The organism is Streptomyces lacrimifluminis (genome assembly GCF_014646095.1).
In the GTDB taxonomy this organism is placed as follows: Bacteria; Actinomycetota; Actinomycetes; order Streptomycetales; family Streptomycetaceae; genus Streptomyces; species Streptomyces lacrimifluminis.
This window is the reverse complement of sequence record NZ_BMMU01000001.1, coordinates 174696-199641: the sequence shown is the minus strand read 5'-3', so window position 1 is coordinate 199641 and position 24946 is coordinate 174696. Positions and strand designations below refer to the sequence as shown.

At 69.4% G+C, this 24946-nt stretch carries 24 protein-coding genes and 1 pseudogene; 9 read left to right on the top strand and 16 right to left on the bottom strand.

Features of this window, described 5'->3' with window-relative positions; translation table 11 throughout:
- Positions 1 to 3 precede the first annotated feature (3 nt).
- A complete protein-coding gene (locus IEY89_RS01010) occupies positions 4 to 837 on the bottom strand; it encodes an ABC transporter permease (protein ID WP_189145274.1) in 834 nt (277 codons plus the stop codon).
- Complete coding sequence (locus tag IEY89_RS01005) at positions 834 to 1826, bottom strand: ATP-binding cassette domain-containing protein (RefSeq protein WP_189145273.1); 993 nt, start codon at positions 1824 to 1826, stop codon at positions 834 to 836. Before IEY89_RS01005 ends, IEY89_RS01010 begins: the two co-directional genes overlap by 4 nt.
- Positions 1827 to 1924: 98 nt before the next feature.
- Between IEY89_RS01005 and IEY89_RS01000 the strand changes: the two genes are divergently transcribed.
- On the top strand, positions 1925 to 2701 hold the full coding sequence (locus IEY89_RS01000; protein ID WP_189145272.1) for a TetR/AcrR family transcriptional regulator: 777 nt from the start codon (positions 1925 to 1927) through the stop codon (positions 2699 to 2701).
- 138 nt (positions 2702 to 2839) lie between these two features.
- Here the strand turns inward: IEY89_RS01000 and IEY89_RS00995 are convergent, their stop codons facing one another.
- Positions 2840 to 3826 carry a WD40 repeat domain-containing protein gene (locus IEY89_RS00995; protein WP_189145271.1) on the bottom strand — a complete coding sequence of 329 codons (987 nt, stop codon included), beginning with the start codon at positions 3824 to 3826 and terminating at the stop codon, positions 2840 to 2842.
- A 210-nt stretch (positions 3827 to 4036) separates the two neighbouring features.
- Here IEY89_RS00995 and IEY89_RS00990 point away from each other — a divergent pair, with 210 nt between their 5' ends.
- Complete coding sequence (locus tag IEY89_RS00990; protein ID WP_189145270.1) at positions 4037 to 4720, top strand: GDSL-type esterase/lipase family protein; 684 nt, start codon at positions 4037 to 4039, stop codon at positions 4718 to 4720.
- A 113-nt stretch (positions 4721 to 4833) separates the two neighbouring features.
- Positions 4834 to 5403 (top strand): Uma2 family endonuclease, encoded by a 570-nt coding sequence (locus tag IEY89_RS00985; protein WP_189145269.1) that lies wholly within the window; start codon positions 4834 to 4836, stop codon positions 5401 to 5403.
- A gap of 3 nt (positions 5404 to 5406) precedes the next feature.
- On the opposite strand, the gene IEY89_RS00980 is transcribed toward IEY89_RS00985, so the two are convergent.
- Positions 5407 to 6030, bottom strand: a complete 624-nt coding sequence (locus tag IEY89_RS00980; RefSeq protein ID WP_189145665.1) for a dihydrofolate reductase family protein — start codon at positions 6028 to 6030, stop codon at positions 5407 to 5409.
- 240 nt (positions 6031 to 6270) lie between these two features.
- On the opposite strand from IEY89_RS00980, the gene IEY89_RS00975 reads away from it, so the two are divergent.
- Positions 6271 to 6750, top strand: coding sequence for a carboxymuconolactone decarboxylase family protein (locus tag IEY89_RS00975; RefSeq protein WP_189145268.1), 480 nt, complete (start codon positions 6271 to 6273; stop codon positions 6748 to 6750).
- A 139-nt stretch (positions 6751 to 6889) separates the two neighbouring features.
- Positions 6890 to 7882 carry an aldo/keto reductase gene (locus IEY89_RS00970; RefSeq protein WP_189145267.1) on the top strand — a complete coding sequence of 331 codons (993 nt, stop codon included), beginning with the start codon at positions 6890 to 6892 and terminating at the stop codon, positions 7880 to 7882.
- 187 nt (positions 7883 to 8069) lie between these two features.
- Here the strand turns inward: IEY89_RS00970 and thpR are convergent, their stop codons facing one another.
- From thpR to IEY89_RS00955, 3 genes are all read right to left on the bottom strand, one after another.
- A complete protein-coding gene (thpR, locus tag IEY89_RS00965; protein ID WP_189145266.1) occupies positions 8070 to 8660 on the bottom strand; it encodes an RNA 2',3'-cyclic phosphodiesterase in 591 nt (196 codons plus the stop codon).
- Between the two features lie 14 nt (positions 8661 to 8674).
- Positions 8675 to 10000: an MFS transporter gene (locus IEY89_RS00960; RefSeq protein ID WP_189145265.1), complete on the bottom strand. Its 1326-nt coding sequence runs from the start codon at positions 9998 to 10000 to the stop codon at positions 8675 to 8677.
- Positions 10001 to 10292: 292 nt separating this feature from the next.
- The gene (locus IEY89_RS00955; RefSeq protein WP_189145264.1) at positions 10293 to 10730 is read right to left on the bottom strand and encodes a MarR family winged helix-turn-helix transcriptional regulator; all 438 of its coding nucleotides are present in this window, start codon (positions 10728 to 10730) and stop codon (positions 10293 to 10295) included.
- A 155-nt stretch (positions 10731 to 10885) separates the two neighbouring features.
- Between IEY89_RS00955 and IEY89_RS00950 the strand changes: the two genes are divergently transcribed.
- The gene (locus IEY89_RS00950) at positions 10886 to 11068 is read left to right on the top strand and encodes a ribbon-helix-helix protein, CopG family (protein ID WP_164317481.1); all 183 of its coding nucleotides are present in this window, start codon (positions 10886 to 10888) and stop codon (positions 11066 to 11068) included.
- Between the two features lie 86 nt (positions 11069 to 11154).
- Here the strand turns inward: IEY89_RS00950 and IEY89_RS00945 are convergent, their stop codons facing one another.
- Entirely contained in the window at positions 11155 to 12585 is a 1431-nt protein-coding gene (locus IEY89_RS00945; RefSeq protein WP_189145263.1) for an NCS2 family permease, read from the bottom strand.
- A 171-nt stretch (positions 12586 to 12756) separates the two neighbouring features.
- Here IEY89_RS00945 and IEY89_RS00940 point away from each other — a divergent pair, with 171 nt between their 5' ends.
- The gene (locus tag IEY89_RS00940) at positions 12757 to 13005 is read left to right on the top strand and encodes a DUF2530 domain-containing protein (RefSeq protein ID WP_189145262.1); all 249 of its coding nucleotides are present in this window, start codon (positions 12757 to 12759) and stop codon (positions 13003 to 13005) included.
- A 278-nt stretch (positions 13006 to 13283) separates the two neighbouring features.
- A complete protein-coding gene (locus IEY89_RS00935; RefSeq protein ID WP_189145261.1) occupies positions 13284 to 15725 on the top strand; it encodes an HAD-IC family P-type ATPase in 2442 nt (813 codons plus the stop codon).
- Between the two features lie 22 nt (positions 15726 to 15747).
- On the opposite strand, the gene IEY89_RS00930 is transcribed toward IEY89_RS00935, so the two are convergent.
- The 8 genes and pseudogenes from IEY89_RS00930 to IEY89_RS00895 all read right to left on the bottom strand — a co-directional run.
- Positions 15748 to 16671 carry a hypothetical protein gene (locus IEY89_RS00930; RefSeq protein ID WP_189145260.1) on the bottom strand — a complete coding sequence of 308 codons (924 nt, stop codon included), beginning with the start codon at positions 16669 to 16671 and terminating at the stop codon, positions 15748 to 15750.
- 225 nt (positions 16672 to 16896) lie between these two features.
- Entirely contained in the window at positions 16897 to 17736 is an 840-nt protein-coding gene (locus IEY89_RS00925) for a hypothetical protein (RefSeq protein ID WP_189145259.1), read from the bottom strand.
- A 188-nt stretch (positions 17737 to 17924) separates the two neighbouring features.
- Positions 17925 to 18071, bottom strand: a complete 147-nt coding sequence (locus IEY89_RS00920) for a hypothetical protein (RefSeq protein ID WP_189145258.1) — start codon at positions 18069 to 18071, stop codon at positions 17925 to 17927.
- A gap of 296 nt (positions 18072 to 18367) precedes the next feature.
- Entirely contained in the window at positions 18368 to 19162 is a 795-nt protein-coding gene (locus IEY89_RS00915) for a hypothetical protein (protein WP_189145257.1), read from the bottom strand.
- A 228-nt stretch (positions 19163 to 19390) separates the two neighbouring features.
- On the bottom strand, positions 19391 to 22543 hold the full coding sequence (locus tag IEY89_RS00910) for a sacsin N-terminal ATP-binding-like domain-containing protein (RefSeq protein ID WP_189145256.1): 3153 nt from the start codon (positions 22541 to 22543) through the stop codon (positions 19391 to 19393).
- Between the two features lie 86 nt (positions 22544 to 22629).
- Positions 22630 to 22836 carry a DUF397 domain-containing protein gene (locus IEY89_RS00905; RefSeq protein ID WP_189145255.1) on the bottom strand — a complete coding sequence of 69 codons (207 nt, stop codon included), beginning with the start codon at positions 22834 to 22836 and terminating at the stop codon, positions 22630 to 22632.
- Positions 22837 to 22849: 13 nt separating this feature from the next.
- Positions 22850 to 23566, bottom strand: coding sequence for a DUF5753 domain-containing protein (locus IEY89_RS40285; RefSeq protein WP_229694981.1), 717 nt, complete (start codon positions 23564 to 23566; stop codon positions 22850 to 22852).
- Positions 23567 to 23616: 50 nt separating this feature from the next.
- Positions 23617 to 24148: pseudogene (locus IEY89_RS00895) on the bottom strand (transcriptional regulator); the annotation flags it as partial.
- A gap of 50 nt (positions 24149 to 24198) precedes the next feature.
- On the opposite strand from IEY89_RS00895, the gene IEY89_RS00890 reads away from it, so the two are divergent.
- Positions 24199 to 24873, top strand: a complete 675-nt coding sequence (locus IEY89_RS00890; RefSeq protein WP_189145253.1) for a class I SAM-dependent methyltransferase — start codon at positions 24199 to 24201, stop codon at positions 24871 to 24873.
- Positions 24874 to 24946 lie beyond the last annotated feature (73 nt).

The window sequence follows — 24946 nt, the reverse complement described above, 5'->3', positions numbered from 1 at the left end:
GGCTCAGCGGCTCAGCTTCTGGAACCTCCGTACCGCCAGGGGAAGAAAGATCAGCGTCAGTACGGCCGGCCACACGCCCGCCATCAGCAGCGCATGCCCTTCCACCCACGAGTCGCCGTCGCCGACCGGTGTCCCGAACAGGTCGCGTGCCGCCGCGGCGGTGGACGAGATCGGGTTCCACGCGGCCACGAACCCCAGCCAATCGGGCATGAGTTGGGGGGCCACGAAGATGCTGGAGATCATGGTCAGGGGGAAGGCGACCGCGAACAGGCCGCCCGCCGCCTCCGGATTGGGCGCGATGAGGCCGAGCCACACGCCGAGCCAGATCAGCGAGAACCGCAGCCACAGCAGCAGCCCGAACGCGGCCACGAAGCCGGGCCCGCCCTCCGGACGCCAGCCCATCGCGAACGCGGTGAGCATCATGATGCCCAACTCCGCGCAGGCGACGACCAGATCGGTGATCCCGCGCCCGGCGACGACCGCCGAGGGCGCCATCGGCATCGAGCGGAAGCGGTCGATGACACCCTTCGTGGAGTCGTACACCACGACGGTCGCCGTGTTGATGAACCCGAACGCCATCGTCATCACGAACATGCCCGGCATCAGGAAGTCCTTGTAGTCGCCTCCCCCCGGTACCGTCATGGCGCTGCCGAAGACATACCCGTACAACAGCACGGAGAGGATCGGGAAGCCCAACTGCCAAGCGATGTTGATGGGTTGGCGCTGGTAGTGGGTCAGGCCGCGCCGGACCACGTTCCAGCAGTCGGAGAGCAGCCAGTACACCCGGCCTCGGTCGGCCACCGCCCCGCCCGCGTCCGCCACATCCACCACGCTCATGCTGCCGTCCCCTTCGCGCTCTCGGCGTTCTTCTCGTCCTTCGTCTCCGTGCGGTGTCCCGTCAGCCGCAGGAACACATCGTCGAGGCTCGGCCTGCGCAGCCCGATGTCCTCGACCGGGACACCCTCGTCCTGGAGGGTGCGGGCGACCTCGGTGAGCGCCGACACCCGGTCGGTCACCGAGGCGTGCACCCTCGACTCGGCCTCGTCCACATCGGGTTCGCCGTCCGAGACGCGGGCGACCACCTTCACCACCCTCGGGATGTCGGCCCGCTCGGTGACGACCACCTCGATCCGGTCGCCCCCGATCGTGTTCTTCAGCCCGTCCGGGGTGTCGTCCGCGATGGCCCGCCCCTGGTCGATCACGGTGATCCGGGACGCCAGCTTGTCGGCCTCCTCCAGATACTGCGTCGTGAGCAGAACCGTCGTACCGCTCGCCACCAACTCCCGCACGGATTGCCAGACTTCGCCCCGGCTGCGGGGGTCGAGCCCGGTCGTCGGCTCATCGAGGAAGAGCACGGACGGGGCCAGGATCATGGAGGCGGCGAGGTCGAGGCGGCGCCGCATGCCTCCGCTGTACTTGTCGACACCCTTGCCCGCCGCGTCGGCCAGGTCGAACTGCTCCAGCAGCTCGGTGGCCCGCTGCCGGGCCCGCCGCCCGCCCAGATGGAACAACCGGCCGAACATCTCCAGGTTCTGACGCCCCGTCAACACCTCGTCCACAGCCGCGTACTGCCCGGTCAGGCCGATCCGCGCCCGCACCTCCCGCGGCTGCCGGGCGATGTCGATGCCCGCCACCTGGGCCTGCCCGCCGTCCAGCCGTACGAGCGTGGACAGAATGCGTACGGCCGTGGTCTTGCCCGCGCCGTTCGGTCCGAGCAGTCCGTGCACCGTCCCCTCCCGCACGGCCAGGTCGAAGCCGTCCAGGGCGCGCTTCTCGCCGTACCGCTTCTCCAGCGCCTCGGCTCGCACCGCGAATCCGCCGGTCATAGAACCCTCCACCCGTCACCGACCCAACAACTGTGTACACCGTACTCGATTCAGCGTACGACGTATGCAGTTTTCGCGCGGGGAATTAAGCTGCACCCATGAAGAACGGCGGCGGCGGTACGCAGACCAGTGGCAGCGGCGATGTCACCCGCACGCTCCACCTGCTGTGGGAAACGGGCCGGCGCCCCAGCCGTGGCCCCAAGCCGGGCCTCTCCGTCGACCGGATCGTGGAGGCGGCCGTCCGGATCGCGGACGAGGAGGGGCTCGACGCGGTCTCCATGCGCCGTGTGGCCACCGCCCTCGGCACCGCCACCATGTCGCTGTACCGGTACGTCCCCGGCAAGGGCGAGCTGCTCGACCTCATGCTCGACCGCGTCCAGCGCCCCGACCACAACCCGGCCGCCCTGGGCGACGACGGCTGGCGCGCGACCCTGGAGGCGATGGCCCGCGCCACCCTCGGCCTGTACCGCCGCCACCCCTGGTTGCTCCAGGTCAACCAGTCCCGCCCGATCCTGGGCCCCAGCGCGCTCGACGGCATGGAGGCGATCCTGTCGCGCATCAAACCGATGGGCCTGTCCGACCCCGAACTGGTGTCGGCGGTCATCATGGTCGACGGGTACGTCGTCGGCGCCGCGCGCACCCAGGTCTACCAGCAGGAGGCCGAACGCCGTACGGGCCTCACCGACACCGAGTTCTGGGAGGCCCACCTCCCGGTCCTCACGGAGATCATGGCCACCGGCCGCTACCCGGTCCTCGCCAACCTGGCCGACGACGCGTGGAGCCCCGCCTTCGACCACTTCGAGTTCGGCCTGCAACGCATCCTGGACGGCCTGGAGGTCTGGGTCGAACGGCACGCGCGAGAGCAACGAGGGTGACGGACCAGAGCCGGCACAGCACTACCGGGGCCGCCTCGACGAACCCCGGAACCACCGCGAACGCGACTGCCCGAATGACCGAATGACCGGAGTCCCCGACACCCTGATACCTGGGTACCCGGATACCCACCGGGACGATCACGACGACGGCCGCCGCCGCAGCCTCTTCACCCCGAGATAGACGACGAAGAGCACACCGACAGCGATGGCCCCGGTCCTGACGTTCCCCTCCGAGCCCCCGCCCTCCTCGGCACCCGAGGCCGAACTCCCGTTGCCGGAAGCCGAGTCGGAGCCACCGGACGCGCCGTACGAAGGAGCGTCCTCGGCCGTGACCCCGCTCTCGGCGCCCTCGCTCCCGTACATGACCTTGGAACCGTCACGGCTGTACGTGACCGACTCCCCCTGCCCCTGCAGGGGCACGTCGAGCTGCCCCTGCCGCTTGAGCCTTCCGCCGTTCCAGGCGTAGGAGACGCCTCCGAAGTACCCGCGTACGGCCAGCTGTTGCCCGTCGGGCGAGAAGGCGGCGTCGGTGGCCCACATGTCGACGGCGGCGACGGGCTTGAAGACATTGGTGCCGGCGGAGGAGAGCTTTGCCGGGCCGGCGTACAGATGGCCGCCGTCCTCCTGCTTGTCGATGATGTAGACGCGCCCCGTCTTCGGGTGCACGACGAGGGACTCCGCGTCGCGCGAACCGTCCGAGTACTTCACGACGTACTGCGTGGCGCGGATCGTCTCGTTCTTCAGCACCTTGGGCTCGGCGAGCTGGTAGATCCAGACATAGTCCCAGGTCACACCATCGTTGTCGCCGATGTCGCCGACGTAGATCTGGTTGTTCGGCCCGATGGAGATGGCCTCGATGTCACGGGGCGTGCCCACGCCGGTCATGGTGACGGTGGCGACGGTCTGCCCGGTCGCGCTGTCGATCGCGTACAGGAAGGCGCCGTCGTCACTGTCGTTGTGGGTCCAGTAGACGCCGGGGTGCTGGCGGGAGGCGGCGAGACCGCTGGACTCGGTGATCCGCGGGTCCTTGATGGTGAAGTCCTCATCACCGTCGGCAGCGGAGGCGGGCGCGGCGAGCGCCCCGACGAGTAGGCCCCCGGCGAGGAGGGCGAGCGATCGGCGCATGCCCTCAAGCGTGCCATCCCGGCGATCGATACGAGGCCCATGACCCTGAGCGCCCGCCGAATCAGCCGCCGGGTCCGTGGGGATCGGTGCCGGATCGCCCGCTCACCGACGTACAACTGCCCGCAAGCCGACATACACCTGACACCGGGTGGCCCGACTCACACACCGCACGCGTCCCACGCCCCTCCCCGTATCCCTCATCATGAGCGGATGCTCAGGTTGATGCCCGTAGGCGACTCCATGACCATCGGCAGTGCCGGCGAACACACCTGGCGCTACCGGTTGTGGCAGCACCTGCGGGAGACGTACGGCGGCCCGTTCCGGATCGTCGGCCCGCGCGAGGCGCTGTACGACAAGGCGACGGACTCCGCCGACTCGTACGAGTACGCCGACCCGGACTTCCCCCGCGCCCACCTGGCCGGCTGGGGCGAGGGCTGGCACCACCTGACCCCGCTCATCGCGGACGCGGTACGCGTCCACAAGCCGGACGTCCTGCTGGTCTCCCTGGGCCTGATCGACCTCGGCTTCTACACGGACGCGGAGCAGACGGCGGAGAACGTCCGCCTCTTCGTGGCCGAGGCACGACGCTCCAGCCCGCGCGTCGCCATCGCCCTGCTCCCGGTGATCCCGAACGTCCGCGCGGAGACGGACCCGCCCTTCGCCGCCCAGGTCATCCGCTTCAACGAACTCCTGGCGAAAACGGTGGCCGACCTCGACGAGCCCCGCTCCCCCCTGCTCCTGACGTCGCCCCCGGCGTCGTACGACATCCACCACGACACGTACGACGGCACGCATCCCAACGCGAACGGCGAGCACAAGATCGCGGGGGCCTTCGCGGACTCGCTGTACGAGGCCTGGGATCTGGGGGAGCGGTACGGGGCTGAAACCGACTGACCGAATCCGGGCGCGCCATGGTCACCGTGCGTATCGTTGTACTGCACGGCTGCGCTCGTCCGGCACAGCCGGGGAGGAGTGCCACGGTGACCGTCCCTTAAGACAGGATCGAGATGGCCGACATCGACGACAACAGCGACAAGCTGACGCTCGACACGATGTTCGAGTGGCTTGAGAAGAGCCCCATCCCCGATGGATACAAGGTAGAGATCGTCGGGGGGAACATCTTCATGTCGCCGCAGCGGGACACCCACTGGGAGATCATCCTGGACATCGTCGAGCAGTTGCGCACGAAGTACTCGCGCAAGCGGCTGAAGTCCGACGTCCGCATCGACTACCCAGGCGACCTCAACGGCTTCGCCACCGACGTCACGCTCATGGCCGACGGCGCAACCAAGGACGACAAGGGCCGCTGGCGTTATCAGGACGTCGAGTTCGTCGCCGAGGTGATCTCGAAGAAGACGGCCGCGAACGACTACGGCCCCAAGAAGTCCGCCTACGCCGAGGCCGAAGTCCCCGTCTACCTCATCGCCGATCCCTACCAGGGCAGGTGCTTCCTCTACACCCACCCCAAGAACGGCGAGTACGCGACCGAGACGAAGCTCCCCTTCGGCGACGACGTGGACCTTGGCGACACCGTCGTCGACCTCACCCTCAAGACGGACGAGTTCCCGCGCGACTAGCATCTAGCAACCAACTGCCACGAAGCGGTACTTCAGGTGGGTGGCGAGAGGCGTGCCGACCACCCTGACCTGCTCAAGGGTCCGCCGCCCGGGGCCCAGCCCCTCGAAGAGCCGCAGGCCGTCGCCGAGGAGCGCGGGTACGACGTGCAGTTGCAGTTCGTCGACGAGCCCCTCCGCGAGGTACTGCCGCACCGTGTTCGCCCCGCCCGCGATGTCGACGTTCCGGCCCCCGGCCGCCTCCTTCGCCCGGTCGAGGGCGCTGTGGATGCCGTCGGTGACGAAGGTGAAGGTGGTGCCGCCCTCCTTGACCAGGCTGGGCCGAGGGCGGTGGGTGAGCACGAACACCGGGGTCCGGAACGGGGGGTTGTCTCCCCAGAACTTCTCGCCGGTGTCGTACATCATCCGGCCCATGACCACCGCTCCGGTGGCGTCGAACCACTCGCGCATCAGCTCGGAGTCGCGGTTCTCCTCCCCGCCGGTCATGCCCTGGCGCTCCCGCCAGCTCGCCAGGTTGTGGATCCACTCAAAGAGCGGCTCGGCGCCGTCACCTCCCGGGTTGTCGAGGGTGACACCGGTGCCGGCGATGAAGCCGTCGAGGGAGATGGCCAGGTCCGCGGTCACGGTCACGCTGTCGGTCACGGTGGTGTGCTCCTGGGTTCTGAGGTCTGAAGTCCTGGGATGTGCTTCCTTCACTCCCACGTCGATCGGGAACCGACGCATTCGACACCCCGGCGACACGAAACCTCACCCACGGGCGCCGACGAGACCCACATCACATTCTCTCTCGCATGTCACATCCCGCCGCTCCGTCCCGTCATTCGTGTGTAACGCCCGACAAAGGCAGCAGCAAAGACGGAGGAGCCCACCATGGAAGCCCGTTTGAACCTCTTCGCCAGCCCCCTCGCCGCCAAGGCCACGAAGCACCTCGTCGCGGCGGGCAGGGCGGCGGCGGACTCGGCCCTGCCGGAAGCGACGCAGGAGCTGGTGCGGCTCCGCGCCAGCCAGATCAACGGCTGTGGCTTCTGCACCGACATGCACACCAAGGACGCCGCCGCCGCGGGCGAGACCGCACAGCGCCTCCACCTGGTCGCGGCCTGGCGCGAGGCCAAGGTCTTCACCGACGCCGAACGCGCCGCACTGGAACTGACCGAGCAGGGCACCCGCATCGCGGACGCGGCCGGAGGTGTCACGGACGAGGCCTGGGCGAACGCCGCCAAGTACTACGACGAGGAGCAGCTCACCGCACTGGTCCTCACCATCACCCTCATCAACGCCTTCAACCGGATGAACGTCATCGTCCAGCAGCCCGCCGGCGACTACGAGCCCGGCATGTTCGCCCAGCTCTGACGACAGCCACGCCCCTGCCGGGCGGCCCCGGGTGGGACCGCCCGGCAGCAGGCACCGACCACAGGGCGGCGTCAATGCCCGACGCCGCCCCCCGCCCCCCCTTGCCTAGAGCGCACTCCACGACGTTGGCTGAACAGTCATGAAGTACACGCAGCTCGGACGCACGGGACTCAAGGTCAGCCGACTCGTCCTCGGCACCATGAACTTCGGACCTCAGACCGACGAACCCACCAGTCACAAGATCCTGGACTCGGCGCTGGACGCGGGGCTGAATTTCGTGGACACCGCCAACGTCTACGGCTGGGCCGAGAACAAGGGCCGTACGGAATCGATCATCGGGAACTGGTTCGCCCAGGGCGGTGAGCGGCGCGACAAGGTGGTCCTCGCCACCAAGGTGTACGGCAACATGGCCGCCGAGGGCGAGGCGTGGCCCAACCACGACAAGCTCTCCGCGCTCAACATCCGCCGTGCGGTGGACGCGTCGCTGAAGCGCCTCCAGACCGACTACATCGACGTCTACCAGTTCCACCACATCGACCGCTCGACTCCGTTCGAGGAGATCTGGCAGGCGGTCGACGTGCTCGTACAGCAGGGGAAGATCCTCTACGCGGGTTCGAGCAACTTCCCGGGGTACAAGATCGCCCAGGCCAACGAGATCGCCGCCCGGCGCGGCGGCACCATCGGGCTCGTCAGCGAGCAGTGCCTCTACAACCTCGCGGAACGGCGCGCCGAGATGGAGGTCATCCCGGCCGCGCAGGAGTACGGGCTCGGCGTCATCCCCTGGTCGCCGCTGCACGGCGGGCTGCTCGGAGGCGTCATCAAGAAGGAGGTCCAGGGCGGCCGGCGTGCCAGTGGCCGCGCGGCCGACACCCTCGCCGATCCCACCTCACGCGCCCGGATCCAGGCGTACGAGGACCTGCTCGACAAGCACGGCATCGAGCCCGGCGAGGCGGCTCTGGCCTGGCTGCTCACCCGCCCCGGTGTCACCGGCCCGATCGTCGGCCCGCGCACCGCGGAGCAGTTGGAGTCGGCGGTACGGGCGTCCGAGCTGGAGCTGAGCGAGGAGCTGCTGGCCTCGCTCGACGAGATCTTCCCGGGCCCCGGCCCGTCACCGGAGGCCTTCGCCTGGTGAGCGGGCAGCAGCCCTAGCAGGTGGGCGGCGGTCGGAAGGCGACGTGCGCGAGGCCCTGCCTACGCCACTTCCCGCGCTGCTTCCGCGTCACTTCCCGACCGCCGCCGCCACCGCCACCACCATGAACATCAGTACGAGCACACCGGCCATCACCCGGTTCCGGATTTTCGGATTCACGCCGCCGAGCCTAACCGGCCGCGCCGAGGGACCAACGGGCGGCCACCTCGTACCGGGGCTGCTCCCCCGGCACCCCCGACTTCGGCAGATTGCTGCGTACGAGCGCCAGGTCGTCCACCGTCCACGTGCGGCTGGTGAAGGCGTCCAGGGCCTCGGCGTACGGCCGCACCTCGAAGGCCTCGCGGCTGCGCGCCACGGTGAGGTGGGGCTTGTAGTGCCGGTGCTCCCCCATGTCGACGCCCGCCTTCCGCCCCGCCGCCTCCGCGCGGTCCGCCAGCAGACGCAGCGCGTCCACCTCACCGGCGGCGCCCGCCCACAGCGCCCGCCCGTGCCCGAACTGCCCGCCGCCGCGCACCGCCAGTGCGAACGCGTCCGTACGCCGCGCGGCCCGCGCCAGCCGCTCCGACAGGTCCGGTACGACGCCCTCGGCCACCTCGCCGTAGAAGGCGAGGGTGAAGTGCCAGCCGGGTACGCCGGTCCACCGCAGCCCGTCCGCACCCGGCAGGCCCCTCAACCCGGCCACCGCGTAGGCGAGTTGCTCGGAGACGTCCGCTGGCGGCAGTACGGCGGCGAACAGTCTGACGGTGTTCGTGGCACTCATGGCGCTCACCGTACTCACGCCCCGGAAGTCACGGGCTCCCGCCGTTCCCCGTCCCGCACCTCTTGCACGTCTTGCTCTGCTCGCTCTGCCTGTTCCTCCCGCTTGACGAAGCTGACGCGCGGGTGTCCGGAGTTCCAGACGGCGGAGACCTTCAGACCGCCCACCCGGGCCAGAACCAGGCCGACAGCCAGAGCGGCGGCCGTCGCGACGACGCCGCCGAAAGCGAGGCCGACCTGGGGGCCGTACGCGTCGGTGATCCAGCCGACCACCGGTGCGCCCAGCGGCGTACCGCCCATGAAGACCATCATGAACAGGGCCATGACCCGGCCGCGCATGGCCGGGTCGGTGGCCATCTGGACCGAGGTGTTCGCCGTGACGTTGACCGTGAGGCCGGCGATGCCGATCGGGATCATCAGCAGCGCGAACAGCCACAGGGACGGGGCGAACGCGGCCACGACCTCCAGCGCGCCGAAGGCCACGGCCGCCGCGACGAGGACGCGCAGCCTGGCCGTACCGCGCCGGGCGGCGAGCAGGGCGCCGGTCAGGGAGCCGACCGCCATCAGGGTGTTGAAGAGGCTGTACGCGCCGGCTCCCGCGTGGAAGACGTCGTCCGCGTAGGCCGAGAGGACGACCGGGAAGTTGAAGCCGAAGGTACCGATGAACCCGATGAGTACGATCGGCCAGATCAGCTCGGGTCGCCCGGCGACATAGTGCAGGCCCTCGCGCAACTGCCCCTTGGCACGCGGCGCCCGTTCCACGGCGCGCAGTTCACGGCCGCGCATGAGGAGCAGGGCGGCCATGGGGGCGACGAAGGACAGACCGTTGAAGAAAAAGGCCCAGCCCGTGCCGACGCCGGTGATCATCACACCGGCGACGGCGGGTCCGACGAGGCGCGCGGACTGGAAGTTCGCGGAGTTGAGGCTGACGGCGTTCTGGAGCTGGTCGGGCTCGACCAACTCGGACACGAAGGACTGCCGGGCCGGGTTGTCGACGACCGTGGCGAGACCGACGGCGAAGGCGGCGAGGTAGACGTGCCAGACCTCGACCCCACCCGTGAGGGTCAGGGCGGCGAGCGCGAGGCCGGTGACGGCCATCATCGCCTGTGTGACGAGCAGCGTGGGGCGCTTGGGCAGCCGGTCGACGAGGACACCGCCGTACAGGCCGAAGAGCAGCATCGGCAGGAACTGCAGCGCGGTCGTGATGCCGACGGCGGTCGAGGAGCCGGTGAGGCTGAGGACCAGCCAGTCCTGGGCGATGCGCTGCATCCAGGTCCCGATGTTGGAGACGACCTGGCCGAGGAAGAAGAGGCGGTAGTTCCGGACCTTCAGGGAACTGAACATCGCGCCGCGGGAGCCTGGGCGGGGGGACTCCACCTCGCCGGAAGGCGCGGGGGGACCGGCGGACGGCTCCGGGCGATCGACAGCCGCGGAGGAAGTCACCGGCGCGGCAGAAACCACGGCCGAGGCGGGAGTCGCGGGTGCGGCGGGAGCCGCAGGCGCGGCGGGATGGGGAGCTGTGGGACGGGGAGCTGTGGGATAGGGAGCGGGCTGGGAGTCGTGGGCGGCTGGTGCGGGTGCGGAGTCTGCTCCGGTTCCCGAACTCAAAGGTAATCGCCTCCTTGCGGGGTCCTGCTTACAGATGTGCGAGCTTCTCCAGTACGGGGGCGGCGGCGCGCAGTTTGGCCCACTCGTCCTCGTCCAGGTCCTCGACCAGACCGGCCAGCCAGGCGTTCCGTCTGCGGCGGCTCTCTTCGAGCATGGCTTCGGCGGTCTCGGTCGGGGTGACGACCTTCTGACGCCGGTCCTCGGGATGCGGCTCCAGCCGGACCAGGCCCTTGCCCTCCAGCAACGCGACGATACGAGTCATGGAGGGCGGCTGCACATGCTCCTTGCGGGCCAGCTCGCCCGGCGTGGCCGAGCCGCAGCGGGCAAGGGTGCCCAGCACCGACATCTCGGTGGGGCTCAGTGACTCGTCGACCCTCTGGTGCTTGAGTCGGCGCGACAGGCGCATCACGGCGGAGCGCAGGGAGTTCACGGCGGCAGCGTCGTCGCCATGGGTTAGGTCCGGCATGTTCTTTAGCGTAACTCATTACTCTGACTAAAGACCACTCGAAACACGCCGAGGTGCCCGTGATGAGGGCCACGGAACCTCCACATCACCCATACGAGTGAACCGAACGCAAAAAGCCCCCCGCCGTCCCGTACCGGCCCGCGACCCTCGTCTCCATGGGGACCAGCGTGCTCAGCCTGCGGATAGACGGGGAGCTGCTCGACCGGCTCCGGGACCATGCGGCGAAAAGGGGGATGAGCGTGCAGGACTACGTGGTCCGGACGCTCGTTCGTGACGACTTCGACGAGCGGTTCCAGACCGCCGTCGAGGAGACGGAGAAGTTCTACGGGGTGCCGTAAAACACCCCGCGACCAGGCCCGACGGGATGGGATGGGTCAGGTCAGGTCAGGTCAGGTCAGGTCAGGTCAGGTCAGGTCAGGTCAGGTCAGGTCAGACCCAACGCCGGCATCAGGTAGTAGAACCCGAAGACGGCGGCGACGACGTACATGGCGACCGGGATCTCCCGCCCGCGCCCCGCCGCCAGCCGCAGCACCACGAAGGTGATGAAGCCCATGCCGATGCCGTTGGTGATCGAGTAGGTGAACGGCATCATCACCATCGTCACGAAGGCCGGGACGGCGATCGTGTGGTCGGCCCAGTCGATCTCTTTGACCGAACCGGCCAGGATCAGGAAGCCGACGGCGAGCAGGGCCGGGGTGGCGACCTGCGACGGGACCATCGTAGCCACAGGGGTCAGGAACAGCGCGACGGCGAAGAGCGAACCGGTGACGACGTTCGCGAACCCGGTCCGCGCCCCCTCCCCCACACCGGCGGTGGACTCGACGAAGCAGGTGGTGGCGGAGGAGGAACTGGCGCCGCCGGCGGCGACGGCGATGCCGTCCACGAACAGCACCTTGTTGATGCCGGGCATGTTGCCCTGGGCGTCGGTCAGCCTGGCCTCGTCGCTGACGCCCATGATCGTGCCCATCGCGTCGAAGAAGCACGAGAGCAGGACGGTGAAGACGAAGAGCGTGCCGGTCAGCACGCCGACCTTGTCGAACCCGCCGAAGAGGCTGACCTTGCCGATGAGCCCGAAGTCGGGGCTGGCGACCGGATTGCCGGGCCACTTGGGCGTGGTGAGTCCCCAGGAGGGCACGGTCGCGACCGCGTTGATGACCACGGCCAGCACGGTCATGGCGACGATCGAGATCAGAATCGCGCCGGGCACCTTGCGGGTGATGAGCGCGAGGGTGAGCAGGGCCCCCAGGACGAAGACGAGCACCGGCCAGCCATTGAGGTGACCGTCACCGCCGAGTTGCAGCGGCACGGTGGTCTGCGCGGCGTCCGGGATCCGGGTCACGAACCCGGAGTCGACGAGCCCGATCAGCATGATGAACAGCCCGATACCGATCGCGATGCCCTTGCGCAGCCCGAGCGGCACGGCGTTCATGACCCGCTCACGAAGCCCCGTGGCGACGAGCAGCATCACGATGAACCCGGCGAGTACGACCATCCCCATGGCGTCCGGCCAGGACATACGCGGCGCGAGCTGGAGCGCGACGACGGTGTTGACCCCGAGTCCCGCCGCGAGCGCGATGGGCACGTTGCCGACGACGCCCATGAGCAGCGTGGTGAAGGCGGCGGTCACGGCGGTGGCGGTGACCAGCTGGCCGTTGTCGAGCTGGTGGCCGTACATGTCCTTGGCGCTGCCGAGGATGATCGGGTTCAGCACGATGATGTAGGCCATCGCGAAGAAGGTGGCGAAACCGCCGCGAACCTCCCGGGACAGGGTGCTGCCCCGCTCCGAGATTTTGAAATGGCGGTCAAGGGCACCGGGGGCCCGGGAGGGAGCCTTGGCAGGGGCCGAGGTGGACATGTGCACTCGTGTTTCTGTTGGCGTTTCATACGAAAGAAAAGAGCCAGGCTCAAGTCGTTTCAGTATGAACATATGGGGTCGGAATGGCCATCTCCGCGCGTAGACCCTTGCCGCACAAGGGCAGCCATGGGCCTGCGGAGCACCCGCGGGGCAGCCTCGTAAGCTGTGCGCATGGCGAAGTGGACACCGAAGCACGAGGCGCCGGAGCCCTTGGAGGGCCCGGTCGTCGCCACCATCACGGGCCTCACCCTCCTCTGGTTCGTCCTCTTCCTGGCCCAGCTCCCGTTCTACGGCTGGTACGAGGACCACAACCACGAGTGGTGGGTCTGGACATGCCTCGCGGGCACGGGCCTGGGCCTGATCGGCATCTGGTACGTCCGGGGTCGGGAGGCGGCGATCAAGAGGACGCAGTCGGAGTAGGCATTCCCATCCGGGCCGGGCATTTCAGCCCGTCCGGCGTTTGAGGACGAGGCCCCTTCAGGGCGAAGCGGGGGTCTGGGGGCGGCAGCCCCCAGGAACAGGATGGGGCGGGTAAGAGCGGCAGGGGCGAACCCGCCCCACCACCACCCCCACCCGCCGACCCCTACGCACCCCCGACTACAACCACCGCACCACTCCTCACCCCACTCTCCTCCCCAGGTCGGATCTTTGCCCCACTCACCGGGTGAAGCCCCAAATCCGCACGTACCGTCGAACGCATGACGCACATCGACGCCGGCGCCGAACTCGATCCTGTGCACCCGGTCCCCCTCCCCGGCACCCCGCCGGGCAAGGCGCCCGGCGGAGGCGCACCCGGCGAGGGCGCCCGCGCCCCGGGCCTCAGCGCCGCCGAAGTCGCCGACCGCGTCGCCCGCGGCGAGGTCAACGACATCCCCGTACGCAGCAGCCGCAGCATCGCCGAGATCGTCCGCGCCAACGTCTTCACCCGGTTCAACGCGATCATCGGCGTGCTCTGGCTGATCATGATGTTCGTCGCCCCGTTCCAGGACACCCTGTTCGGCTACGTCATCCTCGCCAACACGGGCATCGGCATCATCCAGGAGTGGCGGGCGAAGAAGACCCTGGACTCCCTCGCGGTGATCGGCGAGGCCAAGCCCACGGTCCGCCGCGACGGCGTCGCCTGCGAGGTGAGCACCTCCGACATCGTCCTCGGGGACGTCATCGAGATCGGCCCCGGCGACAGGATCGTCGTGGACGGCGAGTGCATCGAGGCCGACGGGCTGGAAATCGACGAGTCGCTGCTCACCGGCGAGGCGGATCCCGTCGTCAAGCAGCCCGGCGACCCGGTCATGTCGGGCAGTTTCGTCGTCGCGGGCGGCGGTGCCTTCACGGCCACGAAGGTCGGCCGCGAGGCGTACGCCGCCCAACTCGCCGAAGAGGCCTCCCGTTTCACTCTCGTCCACTCGGAACTCCGTACCGGCATCTCGACGATCCTCAAGTACGTGACCTGGATGATGGTTCCGGCCGCGATCGGCCTGGTGATCACCCAACTGGTCGTCAAGGACAACGACTTGAAGGACTCGATCGCCCGTACGGTCGGCGGCATCGTCCCGATGGTCCCGGAGGGCCTGGTCCTCCTCACTTCCGTCGCGTTCGCGATCGGTGTCATCCGGCTCGGGCGACAGCAGTGCCTCGTCCAGGAGTTGCCCGCGATCGAGGGCCTCGCGCGCGTCGACACGGTCTGCCTGGACAAGACGGGCACGCTGACCGAGGGCGGCATGGACGTGACCGAGCTACGCTCCCTGGGCGGCAGCGACGAGACGTACGTACGGCGGGTCCTGGGCGCGCTCGGCGAGTCCGACCCCCGTCCGAACGCCTCCCTCCAGGCCATCATCGACGCCTACCCGGACAGCGAGGAGTGGCGCTGCACCGAGTCGCTGCCGTTTTCCTCGGCGCGCAAGTACAGCGGGGCGTCGTTCAGCGAGGGCAACGGGGAGACGAGCACCTGGCTGCTGGGCGCCCCGGACGTACTGCTCTCCTCCGCGGACCCGGCCCTCGCCGAGACGGACCGCCTCAACCAGGCCGGCCTGCGCGTGCTCCTCCTCACCCGCACCACCCGCGAACTCGACCACCCGGAGGTGGCCACCGGCACGACCCCCACCGCCCTGGTCGTCCTGGATCAGCGACTGCGCCCCGACGCGTCGGACACGCTCCGATACTTCGCCGAGCAGGACGTCGACGCGAAGGTGATCTCGGGCGACAACGCGGTGTCCGTGGGCGCGGTGGCCGACAAACTGGGCCTGACCGGCACGACGGTGGACGCCCGCCAACTCCCCACATCCCAGAGCGATATGGCGAAGGCGCTCGACGAGGGGACGATCTTCGGCCGGGTCACCCCGCAGCAGAAGCGGGACATGGTGGGCGCGTTGCAGTCACGTGGCCACACGGTGGCGATGACGGGCGACGGCGTGAACGACGTACTGGCCCTGAAGGACGCCGACATCGGCGTGGCCATGGGATCGGGCTCAGAGGCGACACGGGCCGTGGCCCAGATCGTCCTCCTCAACAACAGCTTCGCGACGCTGCCTTCGGTGGTCGCGGAGGGCCGCAGGGTCATCGGCAACATCACGCGAGTGGCGACGCTGTTCCTCGTGAAGACGGTCTACTCGGTCCTCCTGGCCGTCCTGGTGGTCTGCTTCCAGGTCGAATATCCCTTCCTCCCCCGCCACTTGACGCTGCTCTCCACCCTGACGATCGGCGTCCCGGCCTTCTTCCTGGCCCTGGCCCCCAACAAGGAACGCGCGAAACCCCACTTCGTACGCCGGGTCATGCGCTACTCGATCCCCGGCGGCGTACTGGCGGCCGTGGCAACCTTCGCGACGTACCTGATCGCCCGTCATCACTACACGGGCGAGGGCGCGTTGGACGCGGAGACGAGCGCGGCGACCCTCACCCTGTTCCTGATCTCGATGTGGGTACTGGCGATCGTCGCCCGCCCCTACACCTGGTGGCGTATCGCCCTGGTCGCGTCGATGGGCGCGGGCTTCCTGCTGGTACTCGTCGTACCGCCGCTCCAGGAGTTCTTCGCCCTGAAGCTGGTGGGCGTGACGATGCCGTGGATCGCGGTGGGCATCGCGGCGGTGGCGGCGGCCACCCTGGAGGTGCTGTGGAGGTGGGTGGACCGCCGCTTCCCGGCGTAAGGCGTACGGGGTCGGTTCCGGCCTACTTCACGTCGATGAAGTCCGCGGCGGCGCTGGCGCCCACGGTGGTCGCGGTCCCTGCGAAGACGTACCGGAAGTACCCGTCGGCGGTCGCCTTGACGGTGGTCTTCAGGTCGCCCTGAGTGGTCGTCCTGATGGTCTTGACGACGGTGTAGGCGCTGGTCCCGTTCTTCCGGAACTGCAACTGCACCGGCTGACTTGCGTACCCGGTGTAGTTGGGCCCGTCCCAGTTGGCGCGGGTCAGCTTGCCGGTGACGGTGATGGTCTTGTCCTTGACGACCGGCTCCGGCGTGGCGTTGACCGTCAGCTTGGAGAGGCGGCGCACGGTGGTGGTGCCGAGGTCGCTTTGCTGGGCGACGCCGACCTTGGAGGGGTCGAAGTCCTCACCCTCGGGGTCCTGCCCGTTGAAGGCGATGGCCCTGCCGCCGGCCTTCCAGACGGCACCGGCGTCGGTGTTGGTCAGGTCGCCCCCGGCCGGGTAGATGTCGAGGTTGGCCTTGCAGTTGGCGGTCGTGGTCGAGGTGGCGGTGCAGGTGCCGGCCTTCTCGCCGAGGATCACGTCGTCCGGCTTCGCGAAGGCGCCCTTGTACAGGTACGGGGTGCTGTCGAAGTCGGACGCCTTGATGTTGACCTCGGTGCCGTGGGTCAGCTTGTAGGTGACCGGGACGACGACATGGCCACTGGCACCGACGTTGATCGACTTGGCAACCTTGAAGTCGGAGAAGGTGACGTTCAACGGATACGGGCCGTCATCGACGGGCGACGTGATGAACGCGGTCTTGCCACCCCCCAGCCCTCTAGCGACGCTCGCGCCATAGTTGAAGTCACCGCCGGAAGCGTGGATATCGGCCTGCGCGGCAGGCACGGCAAGGGCGGAGAGAGCCAGGGCGCCGGAAACGGCCGCCACAGTGGCACGTATACGCATGCGTGTTCCCCACATGGAAAAGGGACCCGACGGCGATCGTCCGCATGGCGCGAGCTCACCCCGGGGCCCGGGTGATCGTGGAGCCTGATGGCCCCCAAGATCAGATTCGTTGCGGGAGTGGTTGGTTGCGCGGAGGGGACGTAATTTTGCACACGCCTTACACACAACCGCCGCCGACCCCGCGACCGTGGAGGGGCCGACGGCGGTACACGCACTACGCGGCGGCTACTTCACATCGACGAAGTCGGGCACGGCACCGAGGGCGGCGGTGGTCGCGGTCCCTGCGAAGACGTACCGGAAGTACCCGTCGGCAGTCGCCTTGACGGTGGTCTTCAGGTCGCCCTTGGTCGTCGTCCTGATGGTCTTGACGACGGTGTAGGCGCTGGTCCCGTTCTTCCGGAACTGCAACTGCACCGGCTGACTGGCGTACCCGGTGTAGTTGGCGCCGTCCCAGTTGGCACGGGTCAGCTTGCCGGTGACGGTGATGGTCTTGCCCTTGACGACGGGCTCGGGGGTGGCGTTGACGGAGAGCTTGGAGTGACGCAGGAGGCTGGGCCCGGCGATGCCGTCCTTCTCGACGTACCCGACCTTCGTGGCGCCGAAGTCGTCGCTGCTCATGTCCTGGCCGTTCCAGGCCACCGCGTACGCGTACGCCTTCCACTTCCCGGCGGTCTCGTTGAACAGGTCGAGAGCCGGGTGGATCGCGATGGACTGGGTGCAGTTGGCGACGGTCGCCGAGGTGGCCGCGCAGTGAGCCCAGTTGTCGCCGTACAGGGTGTAGTCGGAGTCGTTGTACGAGTCGTCCTGCGACGCGCCGTAGTACAGCTCGACGTCGGTGAAGAAGTCCTCGGCGGTGATGTCGACATCGGCGCCGTGGGTCAGCGTGTAGGTGATCGGCACGGTCAGCGTGCCGGTGGTGCCCGCCACGATCGACTTGCCCTTGTTGATCTTGATGTTGGAGAAGGAGGCGTTCAGGGCATACGGCTCCCCTGTAGCCGTGACGTCGGCGTGCGCGGCCGGGACGGCAAGGGTGGAGAGGGCCAGGGCGCCGGTGACGGCGGCCACGGTGGCACGTATGCGCGTGCGTTTTTCCCATTGGAGAAGGGGTCCGACAGTGGTCGAGCAGGGCCTCGGCGCCGGCCACGTTCCGACGGGCGCCGGTGATGTCCATGCGGTCATTCGGCAGCGAAGGGGCGTGCACGGCGCTGAGGGCGCCCCCTGCGACAGGGGGCGCCCTCAGTGTGTCATCCGCGTCAGCCGACGCTGCCGTACTCCACGGGGAAGCCCGGCGGCCAGGGCTGAGCGAAGTCGAACAGGGACGGGTCCTCGAACTTGCGGTCCGCCTCGCGCCACGAGGGCGCGCCGGAGACTACGAAGCTCTCCCCGCCTGGTTCGATCATCCGTGAAGGCCGCATCCTCCGTGGAGAGGTCATGACGCTCCTTCAGCACCGCGAACTCCGCCTCCGACGCCGGGCGGACGTGGATCCTCTTCTGATGGATGGGCGCACACGCGGACGCGTTCCGGCTGCTGACCGGTATCGGCCTCGGCCTGGACCGCTACGAGTATTTCCTCGAAGTCGAGGCGGACTGAGCAGAATCCGAAGCACAAAGGCCGGTGCCGCCCTGGCTGGGTGGCACCGGCCTCTGTCCGTTGTTCTCGTCATGCGTCGTACGAGCCCCGCGGCTCGCACTCCGCCTACTTCACGTCGATGACATCCCCGACCGCGTTGATCGGCGCCGTCGTCGACGAGCCCGCGAAGGCGAAGCGGTACGTGCCGTCGACAGACGCCTTCACCGTGGTCTTCAGGGCGCCTGCGGCACCCGCCTTGACCGTCTTGACGGTGGTGAAGGCGGTGGCGCCCTTCTTCTTGAACTGGAGCGTCACGGGGGCGTTGACGTAGCCCGTGTACTTGCCGGTGTTCCAGTTGGCGCGGGTCAGGGTGCCCTTGACCGTGATGGTCGCGCCCTTCCTGACCGGCTCCGGGGTGGCGTCGGTGGTGAGCTTCGAGTGGAACTTGATCTGGGTGGTGCCGAGGCCGCTCTGGATCTTGATGTCGCCTTCGTCCGTGACGGCGATGGCGGCCACCTTCCACGTACGGGCGTCGGTGTTCCGGAGGCTGCCTTCGGCGCCGGGGTGCAGGTCGAAGAAGCCCTTGCAGCTGGCGGTGGTCGACGAGGTGGCCGCGCAGGTGCCCGGCTCGTCGCCGATCAGGCGGACGTTCTCCTCGGTGAGGGAAGCGCCGACGTAGAGGGCCGGACCAGTGAAGAGCTTGTCCGGGCCGATGTCGAGGCCCGCGGCGTGCTTGAAGGTGTACGTCACCGGCACGGAGGTCTTCCCCGCGGCGCGGGCGACGATCGGCTTGCCGTTGTTGATCGTCACCTTGGTGAAGGTGACGTCGGGCGCCGCCGGTGCGGCCTGCGCGGCAGGCACGGCGAAGGCGGAGAGGGCCAGGGCGCCGGTGACGGCGGCCACGGTGGCACGTATGCGCATGCGTTCCCCAAGTGGAGAAAGAGGGCCCGGCGGTGCTCGTCCCGCACGGAGTCCATCCGCACGGCGCGCAGTCGCGCCCGGGCCCAAATGATCTGGGAGTCTCTTGACTCGCTCGCTCAGATCCGTGACGAATGGGAATGGTTGTACGGAAGTTGCGGAATGTGGCGTGGAACACAGAGATCCACACGGAGGATCCGTGCAGGGATCCCCGTGTGGATCTCTCCCTTCTCAGTCGAACCAGCGATCCCGCCCCAGCTCCGTCGTCCTCGACGGGTCCTCCATCAGCACCGCCACCTCGAACCGCCGCGGCCACTGCCCGGCCGCCCAGGCGAGGCCCGCCGCGACACCCTCCAGGGTGGCTGCGTGCACGACGCCGTCCCGTGTCCTGCGCCAGTCCAGTTCCACGCCGTCGACGACGAGCTCCTCGTGCTCGACGTACGTGGCCGGCGTCGCCGGACCGAGGAGTACCCGTACCGACTCCGGTACGTCGTGCTCCGAGCCCTCCGATGTCACCTCGCCCGTCACCGACTCGCTCAGCCGCCGCACCTGGAACAACTCGGCCAGTTCGGCCGCCCGTGCCGGGCGTACGGGGAGCAGCGGCACCCCCGCCGTGAAGGGCAGCAGGTCGGGTGAGTCGACGACCACGGCATCCGCCGCGTCCACCACCTCCACGTGCCCGTCGACCACGGCCCGCAAGTCGTCGGGCAGCGTGACCTGTTCCGGGTCGAGGTCGGCCAACGCGCCGTAGAGGGCGTGCAGTTGGGCGCCGCTCACCTCCCGGTCGGGGTCGGCGAGGCGGTCCAGCAGTTCGGCGGCGCCGCCCGGCTCGTCGAGGAGGGCGGCCACCGACGTCCGTACGCCCAGCGCCCGGAGCACCTGCTCGTCGTCGAACCCGGTGGCGTCGGCCTCCTCGTACAGGCCGCGCAGGAGCGGGTCGCCGCCCGCCGCCAGGAGACCGGCGGGCCTGCGTCCGTCCAGCACCGGGTTTCCGCGCAACCACCAAGCGGTGTACGGCCGTACGAGTTCATGCGTGCCGTCGGGCAGCAGGACGCGCACCGGCTGGACGATCGCGTCCCGCAGGGGCGGCCGGGCCAGGAGGGCGAGGGCCTGGGGCCAGTGGTCGTCGTCGACGAGGTCCAGGTCGCGTACGGCGACCAGTTCCGTGGCGACGGGAGGCACGGGTGAGTCGGGGAAGCGGTCGAGGATGTCCTCGCTCCACACGTCCACGGCGTCGAGCAGGCCGGGATCGTCGGGTTCGGCGAAGTCGCTGTCCCGGGGATCCAGTTCGTCCGGGTCGAGGACGACATCGGTGGCGCGGACCAGGGCGAAGGTCGCCAGGACTCCGCACGCGGCCAGCGGCTGCTCGCCCCACCTCTCCGCCAACTCGCCGTCCACCGTCGCCAGTTCGTCTTCTCTGATCACCTGGGCGAACGGGCTGCCGGGCAGGACGAGTTCACCGGCGGGGGACAGCTCGCCGTCCTCGTCGGGGAGGGCGAGGGCGCCCAGCCACGGCTCGTCGCCGGGTTCGAGGCCCGCGTCCCGTACGAGGGTGAGGACCGTGTCGGCCAACTCCTCGGCGTCCGGGGTGCCTTCGTCGTCCCATGACAGGCCGGCCGCCTCCTCGTCGAGGGAGGCGGCGACGGCGGCCCGTACCTGTGGAGTGGTGAGGACGGCTCGCGGGGTGGCCGGGAGGGCGCCGAGCTTCTCCAACAAGGGGTGGGCGGCGTCCGGGTGGGCGACCTTGAGGCCGAGGCGGGCCAGGGTCTCGGGCGCGGCGGCGCTCTGCGCCTCGCCGCCGGTGGGGAGCAGGACCTGGCGGGGGCCGATGGTCGTACGCCCGTCGGCGAGCGGCACAGGCAGTCCGGTCAGCCGGTCGGGGTCGACGCCGGCCAGGCTGTCGTACAGCCGGTACCACCACTCGGGCGCCTTCTCCAGGCCGGCGAGCCGGTCGACGGCCTCGGTCAGGGGGACCCGGGCGACCCCCAACGTCCTTAGCTCCACCCGGCGTTCGAGCCCGGCGGGCAGCAGAGTGGGCAGCACCTCGGCGAGGACACGCACGGTGTCCGCCCCCGCACCCTCGACGACCTCCGCGTCCCGGGGGCGCAGGGCGGAGGGCAGTTCGTCGTCGTCCCCCGGGTCAAGGGCGGGCGGGAGGAAGGCGGTTCGCGGCAGTCGTTCGAGGATCGCCTGACGCAACTGGCCGTCCAGCTCGCTCTTCCCCAGCGGGCCGGGTACGAGCGCGATGATGCCCTCCCCCACCGGGTGCCAGTCGGCGAGGAGTTCGGTGTACGCGTCGGCGGCGCGCTGCACCAGGAAGTCGGTGAGCGGACCGGACGCGGCATGCCGGCGTGCGGTGTCCAGCGGGAGGGAGGCGATGAGCAACGCCGGTACGCCCAGCGGCTCGTCGCTCGGCGTGGGCGCGTGCACGACGGGGCTGGTCCGGGGCGGTACGGGAGTCCCGTCGGCGTCGACGGGCACGGCCCAGGTGACCGACCAGTGCGGACGCAGCCGCTCCTCGACCGGCCGCCCCACCAACAGGGCGGCATCCAGGGGCCCGTGCGCGGAGACGGTACGCCAACGGCTCGTACCGTCCCGGGAGTCCTCCACGAGGGTCAGGGCGCCGTCGGTGCGGCGGCTGAGGGTACGCGTCCGCTCCCCCACCTCGATGACGACCTCTTCCAGCCCGGGCAACGTCAGCAGAAGCGCGTCGTCGACGCCGCTCAGCAGCCGCTCGGCGAGATCCTCGGCGGCGGTGTCGCGCAACGGCAGGATGACAGCAGTGTCGTACGGGGTCGGCGCGGTGCCCTCGGCGGCGAACGGCAGCCGGAGGAGGGGCACATGGCCGTCGCGGCGCCGGATCTCGTCGCCGAGTCCGGGGCTGTGCCGGGCGGTCTCGGCGGCCAGCTCGCGGGCCTCGGCGAGCGCCCACCGCACACCCCCGTGCCGCCCGACGACGGCGGGCTCGTCGCTCACGGCGAGGACGGCGGCGAAGCCGACCCCGAACCGCCCGACGGCGCCCGTCTCCTTGCCGTCCTGCCCGCCCTGGGCATCCCGCTTGGCGGAGGCGCGCAGCGTGGACAGGGACTCGACGCCGGTGGCGTCCAGCGGGGCGCCGGTGTTGGCGGCGACAAGGACGCCCTCGCGGAGGGTGAGCCGGAACCTGCCCGGCACCCCGGCCCGCGCGGCGGCGTCGGCGGCGTTCTGGGCGAGCTCGACGACGAGCCGGTCCCGGTAGCCACCGAGGACGAGATCCTCCTCGGCGTTGGCGTCCTCACGGAACCGGGCGGGGCTGGTGGCCCACGCGTCCAGAACCCCCCGGCGCAGACGGGCCGTACCGAAAGGATCCGAGCCCTCGGCTGCCGGTCGCACGAACTTGCTCACGGACGTTCACTCTCCTCATCGGCGTGAGCAAGAAGGTACCCCGCGCCGGACAGAGCACCCGCCACCCGCCGGTGAGGGCTGAGCAATCAGAGGGAGGGGAGTACTCCGGTCTTCACTGTCCTCAAGAACGAGTTCCACGCATCCGTCTCGAACACGAGGCGGGGGCCTGTGAGGTCCTTGCTGTCACGTACGGGCACGATGCCCGAGAAGCCGTCGGCTATCTCGACGCACTGGGTCTCACCACCGCTGTAACTGCTCTTCCGCCACACAGCCCCGGAAAGGTCGTGCTTCACTCCACGCCTTCTCTCAGTCTCTTGCCTCTGCGACCTTGGTCAGCAGGTCAGCGCTGTCGTTCGGCCCCATCGCCACTGCTTGCAGGTGCTCGAACATCGACTTGCAGTGTCGAAGCTCAGGCTCGGACTCCAGGAAGACATCGCCGGCCCGGGTGTCCACGTACACCGCTTCCGGGTCCGAGGGATCCGGGAAGTCCATGCGCACGAAGCTACCGGACAGTCCCACATGGGCCCCTTTGTCGAAGGGGATCACCTGGAACGTGATGTGGGGCTCCTCCACCAGCCGGAGCGCCTGCTCACGCATCACCTCGCGGCTTCCCACCGTGCGCCGGACGGCGGCCTCGTCGACGATGGCCCACAGCCGTAGCGGATCCTCTTTGGAGAGCAACGCCTGACGTTCCATGCGCACTCGGACTCGCTGCCCGATCGCCTTCTGGCCGGCGGTGGGCAACACACCCTTGATCACGGTGCGGGCGTAGGACTCGGTCTGAGCGAGGCCCGGGATGAAGAGCGACTCGTAGTTCCGTACCGTTCGAGCCTCGGGTTGGAAACATGCCGTGACGGCGACCGCAGCCACGCCCCCGGACCGGTGCGGGACGGTACGCGCCTCCCTGTTCCACGGCGCCCCGATACTCAGCGATGTAGGCGCGTGCGTACGGGAGTCCGGGCACCCCGGGGACCACCGCGACGCCCGCGGAGGCACCTGGTACCTGATCCCGCTCGTCCCCATCCTGCCCCTGCCCGGCGACGAGACACGGGAGGGTTTAGCGGGGCGTCCCGTCAGCCGCGAACACCCGACGCCGCAGCCAGCTCCCGCACACCACTCACCCTCGGGTGCCGCGCGGCCAGGTCTCCGACGATCTTCCTGATGGCCGGACGGTCACGGACCTCGCCCGGCGAGACGCGCAGGGCGCAGGGCGCAGAGCAGTTCGTGGGCGGTCTGCTCCGGCTTGCCCCACTGCCACCACGCGCACCCCAGGTCAGTGTGCATACGCCCCTTGCGCTCGGCCGTGGAGAACTGATCCGCGCTCAGCGCGCGGCCCGCCTTGAGGGCCGCCCCGGCATCGCCCAGCGCCCAGCGCACCCCGACCTCGAACAGGCCGACGGCCGCAGAGGTGGTGGGGAACAGGCGTCCTGGCGGCGCCTGCTGCGGGAGCTTGCGGGCGGCCTTGCCGGCCTCACGAATCATGGCCTGTGCCTGATCGCGGTCTCCGGCCCTGGCCGCCGTATAGGAAGTGGTGCACAGCATCTGCGCGTACGCCGCCGACTGGGCAGGGGTGGTCAGGCCGGTGGCTTCGATCTTGGCCGCCGCGTCCAGAGAGCCGCCAACCGCTTCGCCCTCCGAGGAGCTTCATGCCGGACATGTCCCACACGCCCCTGACACCGGCCGAGTACTGGGACAAGTACAAGCCCTACCGGCGCGAGGGCGCCCAACCGGCCCCGCAGGCCGACCGGTTCGAATGGACCCAGTACCCGGGTCACGGGCCGGGTGCCGAAGTCCTCGGCCGCCCCCGCCGCGCGCTGGAACTCGGGCCGGCGGAGGGCAAGGAGGCCGCCCACCTGGCTCGGCGGGGTGTCGAGGTGACGGGAGTCGACTTCTCCCCCGTCCAGGTCGAGCGGGCTCGCGCCTGGTGGCAGGACACCCCCGGGCTGTCCTTCGTCCAGGGCGAGGCCTGCGCCTATCTCACGTCGGGCCCTGGGGAGTTCGACGCGATCTATTCCGTCTGGGGAGCTGTGTGGTTCACAGACCCCGAGGACCTGTTCCCGTGTGTCCTCCAGCGGCTCGCTCCTGGCGGGGTCTTCGCGTTCTCGCAGGCCGAGCCGGTCGCGGGCGCCTACGGACCTCAGCGGATGCGAGGCAAGTGGCTCGAAGGGCGTGAACGCGAACTGACGGTACGGCGCTGGCAGTACGCCCCTGAAATGTGGGCGGACATGCTCAAGCGGCACGGCTTCACCGACGTCGAAGCCCACGTCCTCAAGGCCCCGGAACCGGGGAACCTGGGCACACTCATGGTGCGCGCCCACACCCCGGCGTAGGACACCTGGGCAGCGCGAGACCGGCGCCCCTTACCATTCCCTGCGGATCGCGTCCGAGGCGGCGCCGGTCCAC

Coding starts and splice junctions, on each gene's coding strand:
- IEY89_RS01010 (WP_189145274.1), bottom strand. CDS start 837: ATGAGCGTGGTGGATGTGGCGGACGCGGGCGGGGCGGTGGCCGACCGA.
- IEY89_RS01005 (WP_189145273.1), bottom strand. CDS start 1,826: ATGACCGGCGGATTCGCGGTGCGAGCCGAGGCGCTGGAGAAGCGGTAC.
- IEY89_RS01000 (WP_189145272.1), top strand. CDS start 1,925: ATGAAGAACGGCGGCGGCGGTACGCAGACCAGTGGCAGCGGCGATGTC.
- IEY89_RS00995 (WP_189145271.1), bottom strand. CDS start 3,826: ATGCGCCGATCGCTCGCCCTCCTCGCCGGGGGCCTACTCGTCGGGGCG.
- IEY89_RS00990 (WP_189145270.1), top strand. CDS start 4,037: ATGCTCAGGTTGATGCCCGTAGGCGACTCCATGACCATCGGCAGTGCC.
- IEY89_RS00985 (WP_189145269.1), top strand. CDS start 4,834: ATGGCCGACATCGACGACAACAGCGACAAGCTGACGCTCGACACGATG.
- IEY89_RS00975 (WP_189145268.1), top strand. CDS start 6,271: ATGGAAGCCCGTTTGAACCTCTTCGCCAGCCCCCTCGCCGCCAAGGCC.
- IEY89_RS00970 (WP_189145267.1), top strand. CDS start 6,890: ATGAAGTACACGCAGCTCGGACGCACGGGACTCAAGGTCAGCCGACTC.
- thpR (WP_189145266.1), bottom strand. CDS start 8,660: ATGAGTGCCACGAACACCGTCAGACTGTTCGCCGCCGTACTGCCGCCA.
- IEY89_RS00960 (WP_189145265.1), bottom strand. CDS start 10,000: ATGTTCAGTTCCCTGAAGGTCCGGAACTACCGCCTCTTCTTCCTCGGC.
- IEY89_RS00955 (WP_189145264.1), bottom strand. CDS start 10,730: ATGCCGGACCTAACCCATGGCGACGACGCTGCCGCCGTGAACTCCCTG.
- IEY89_RS00950 (WP_164317481.1), top strand. CDS start 10,886: ATGGGGACCAGCGTGCTCAGCCTGCGGATAGACGGGGAGCTGCTCGAC.
- IEY89_RS00945 (WP_189145263.1), bottom strand. CDS start 12,585: ATGTCCACCTCGGCCCCTGCCAAGGCTCCCTCCCGGGCCCCCGGTGCC.
- IEY89_RS00940 (WP_189145262.1), top strand. CDS start 12,757: ATGGCGAAGTGGACACCGAAGCACGAGGCGCCGGAGCCCTTGGAGGGC.
- IEY89_RS00935 (WP_189145261.1), top strand. CDS start 13,284: ATGACGCACATCGACGCCGGCGCCGAACTCGATCCTGTGCACCCGGTC.
- IEY89_RS00930 (WP_189145260.1), bottom strand. CDS start 16,671: ATGCGTATACGTGCCACTGTGGCGGCCGTTTCCGGCGCCCTGGCTCTC.
- IEY89_RS00920 (WP_189145258.1), bottom strand. CDS start 18,071: ATGATCGAACCAGGCGGGGAGAGCTTCGTAGTCTCCGGCGCGCCCTCG.
- IEY89_RS00915 (WP_189145257.1), bottom strand. CDS start 19,162: ATGCGCATACGTGCCACCGTGGCCGCCGTCACCGGCGCCCTGGCCCTC.
- IEY89_RS40285 (WP_229694981.1), bottom strand. CDS start 23,566: ATGGGGACGAGCGGGATCAGGTACCAGGTGCCTCCGCGGGCGTCGCGG.
- IEY89_RS00890 (WP_189145253.1), top strand. CDS start 24,199: ATGTCCCACACGCCCCTGACACCGGCCGAGTACTGGGACAAGTACAAG.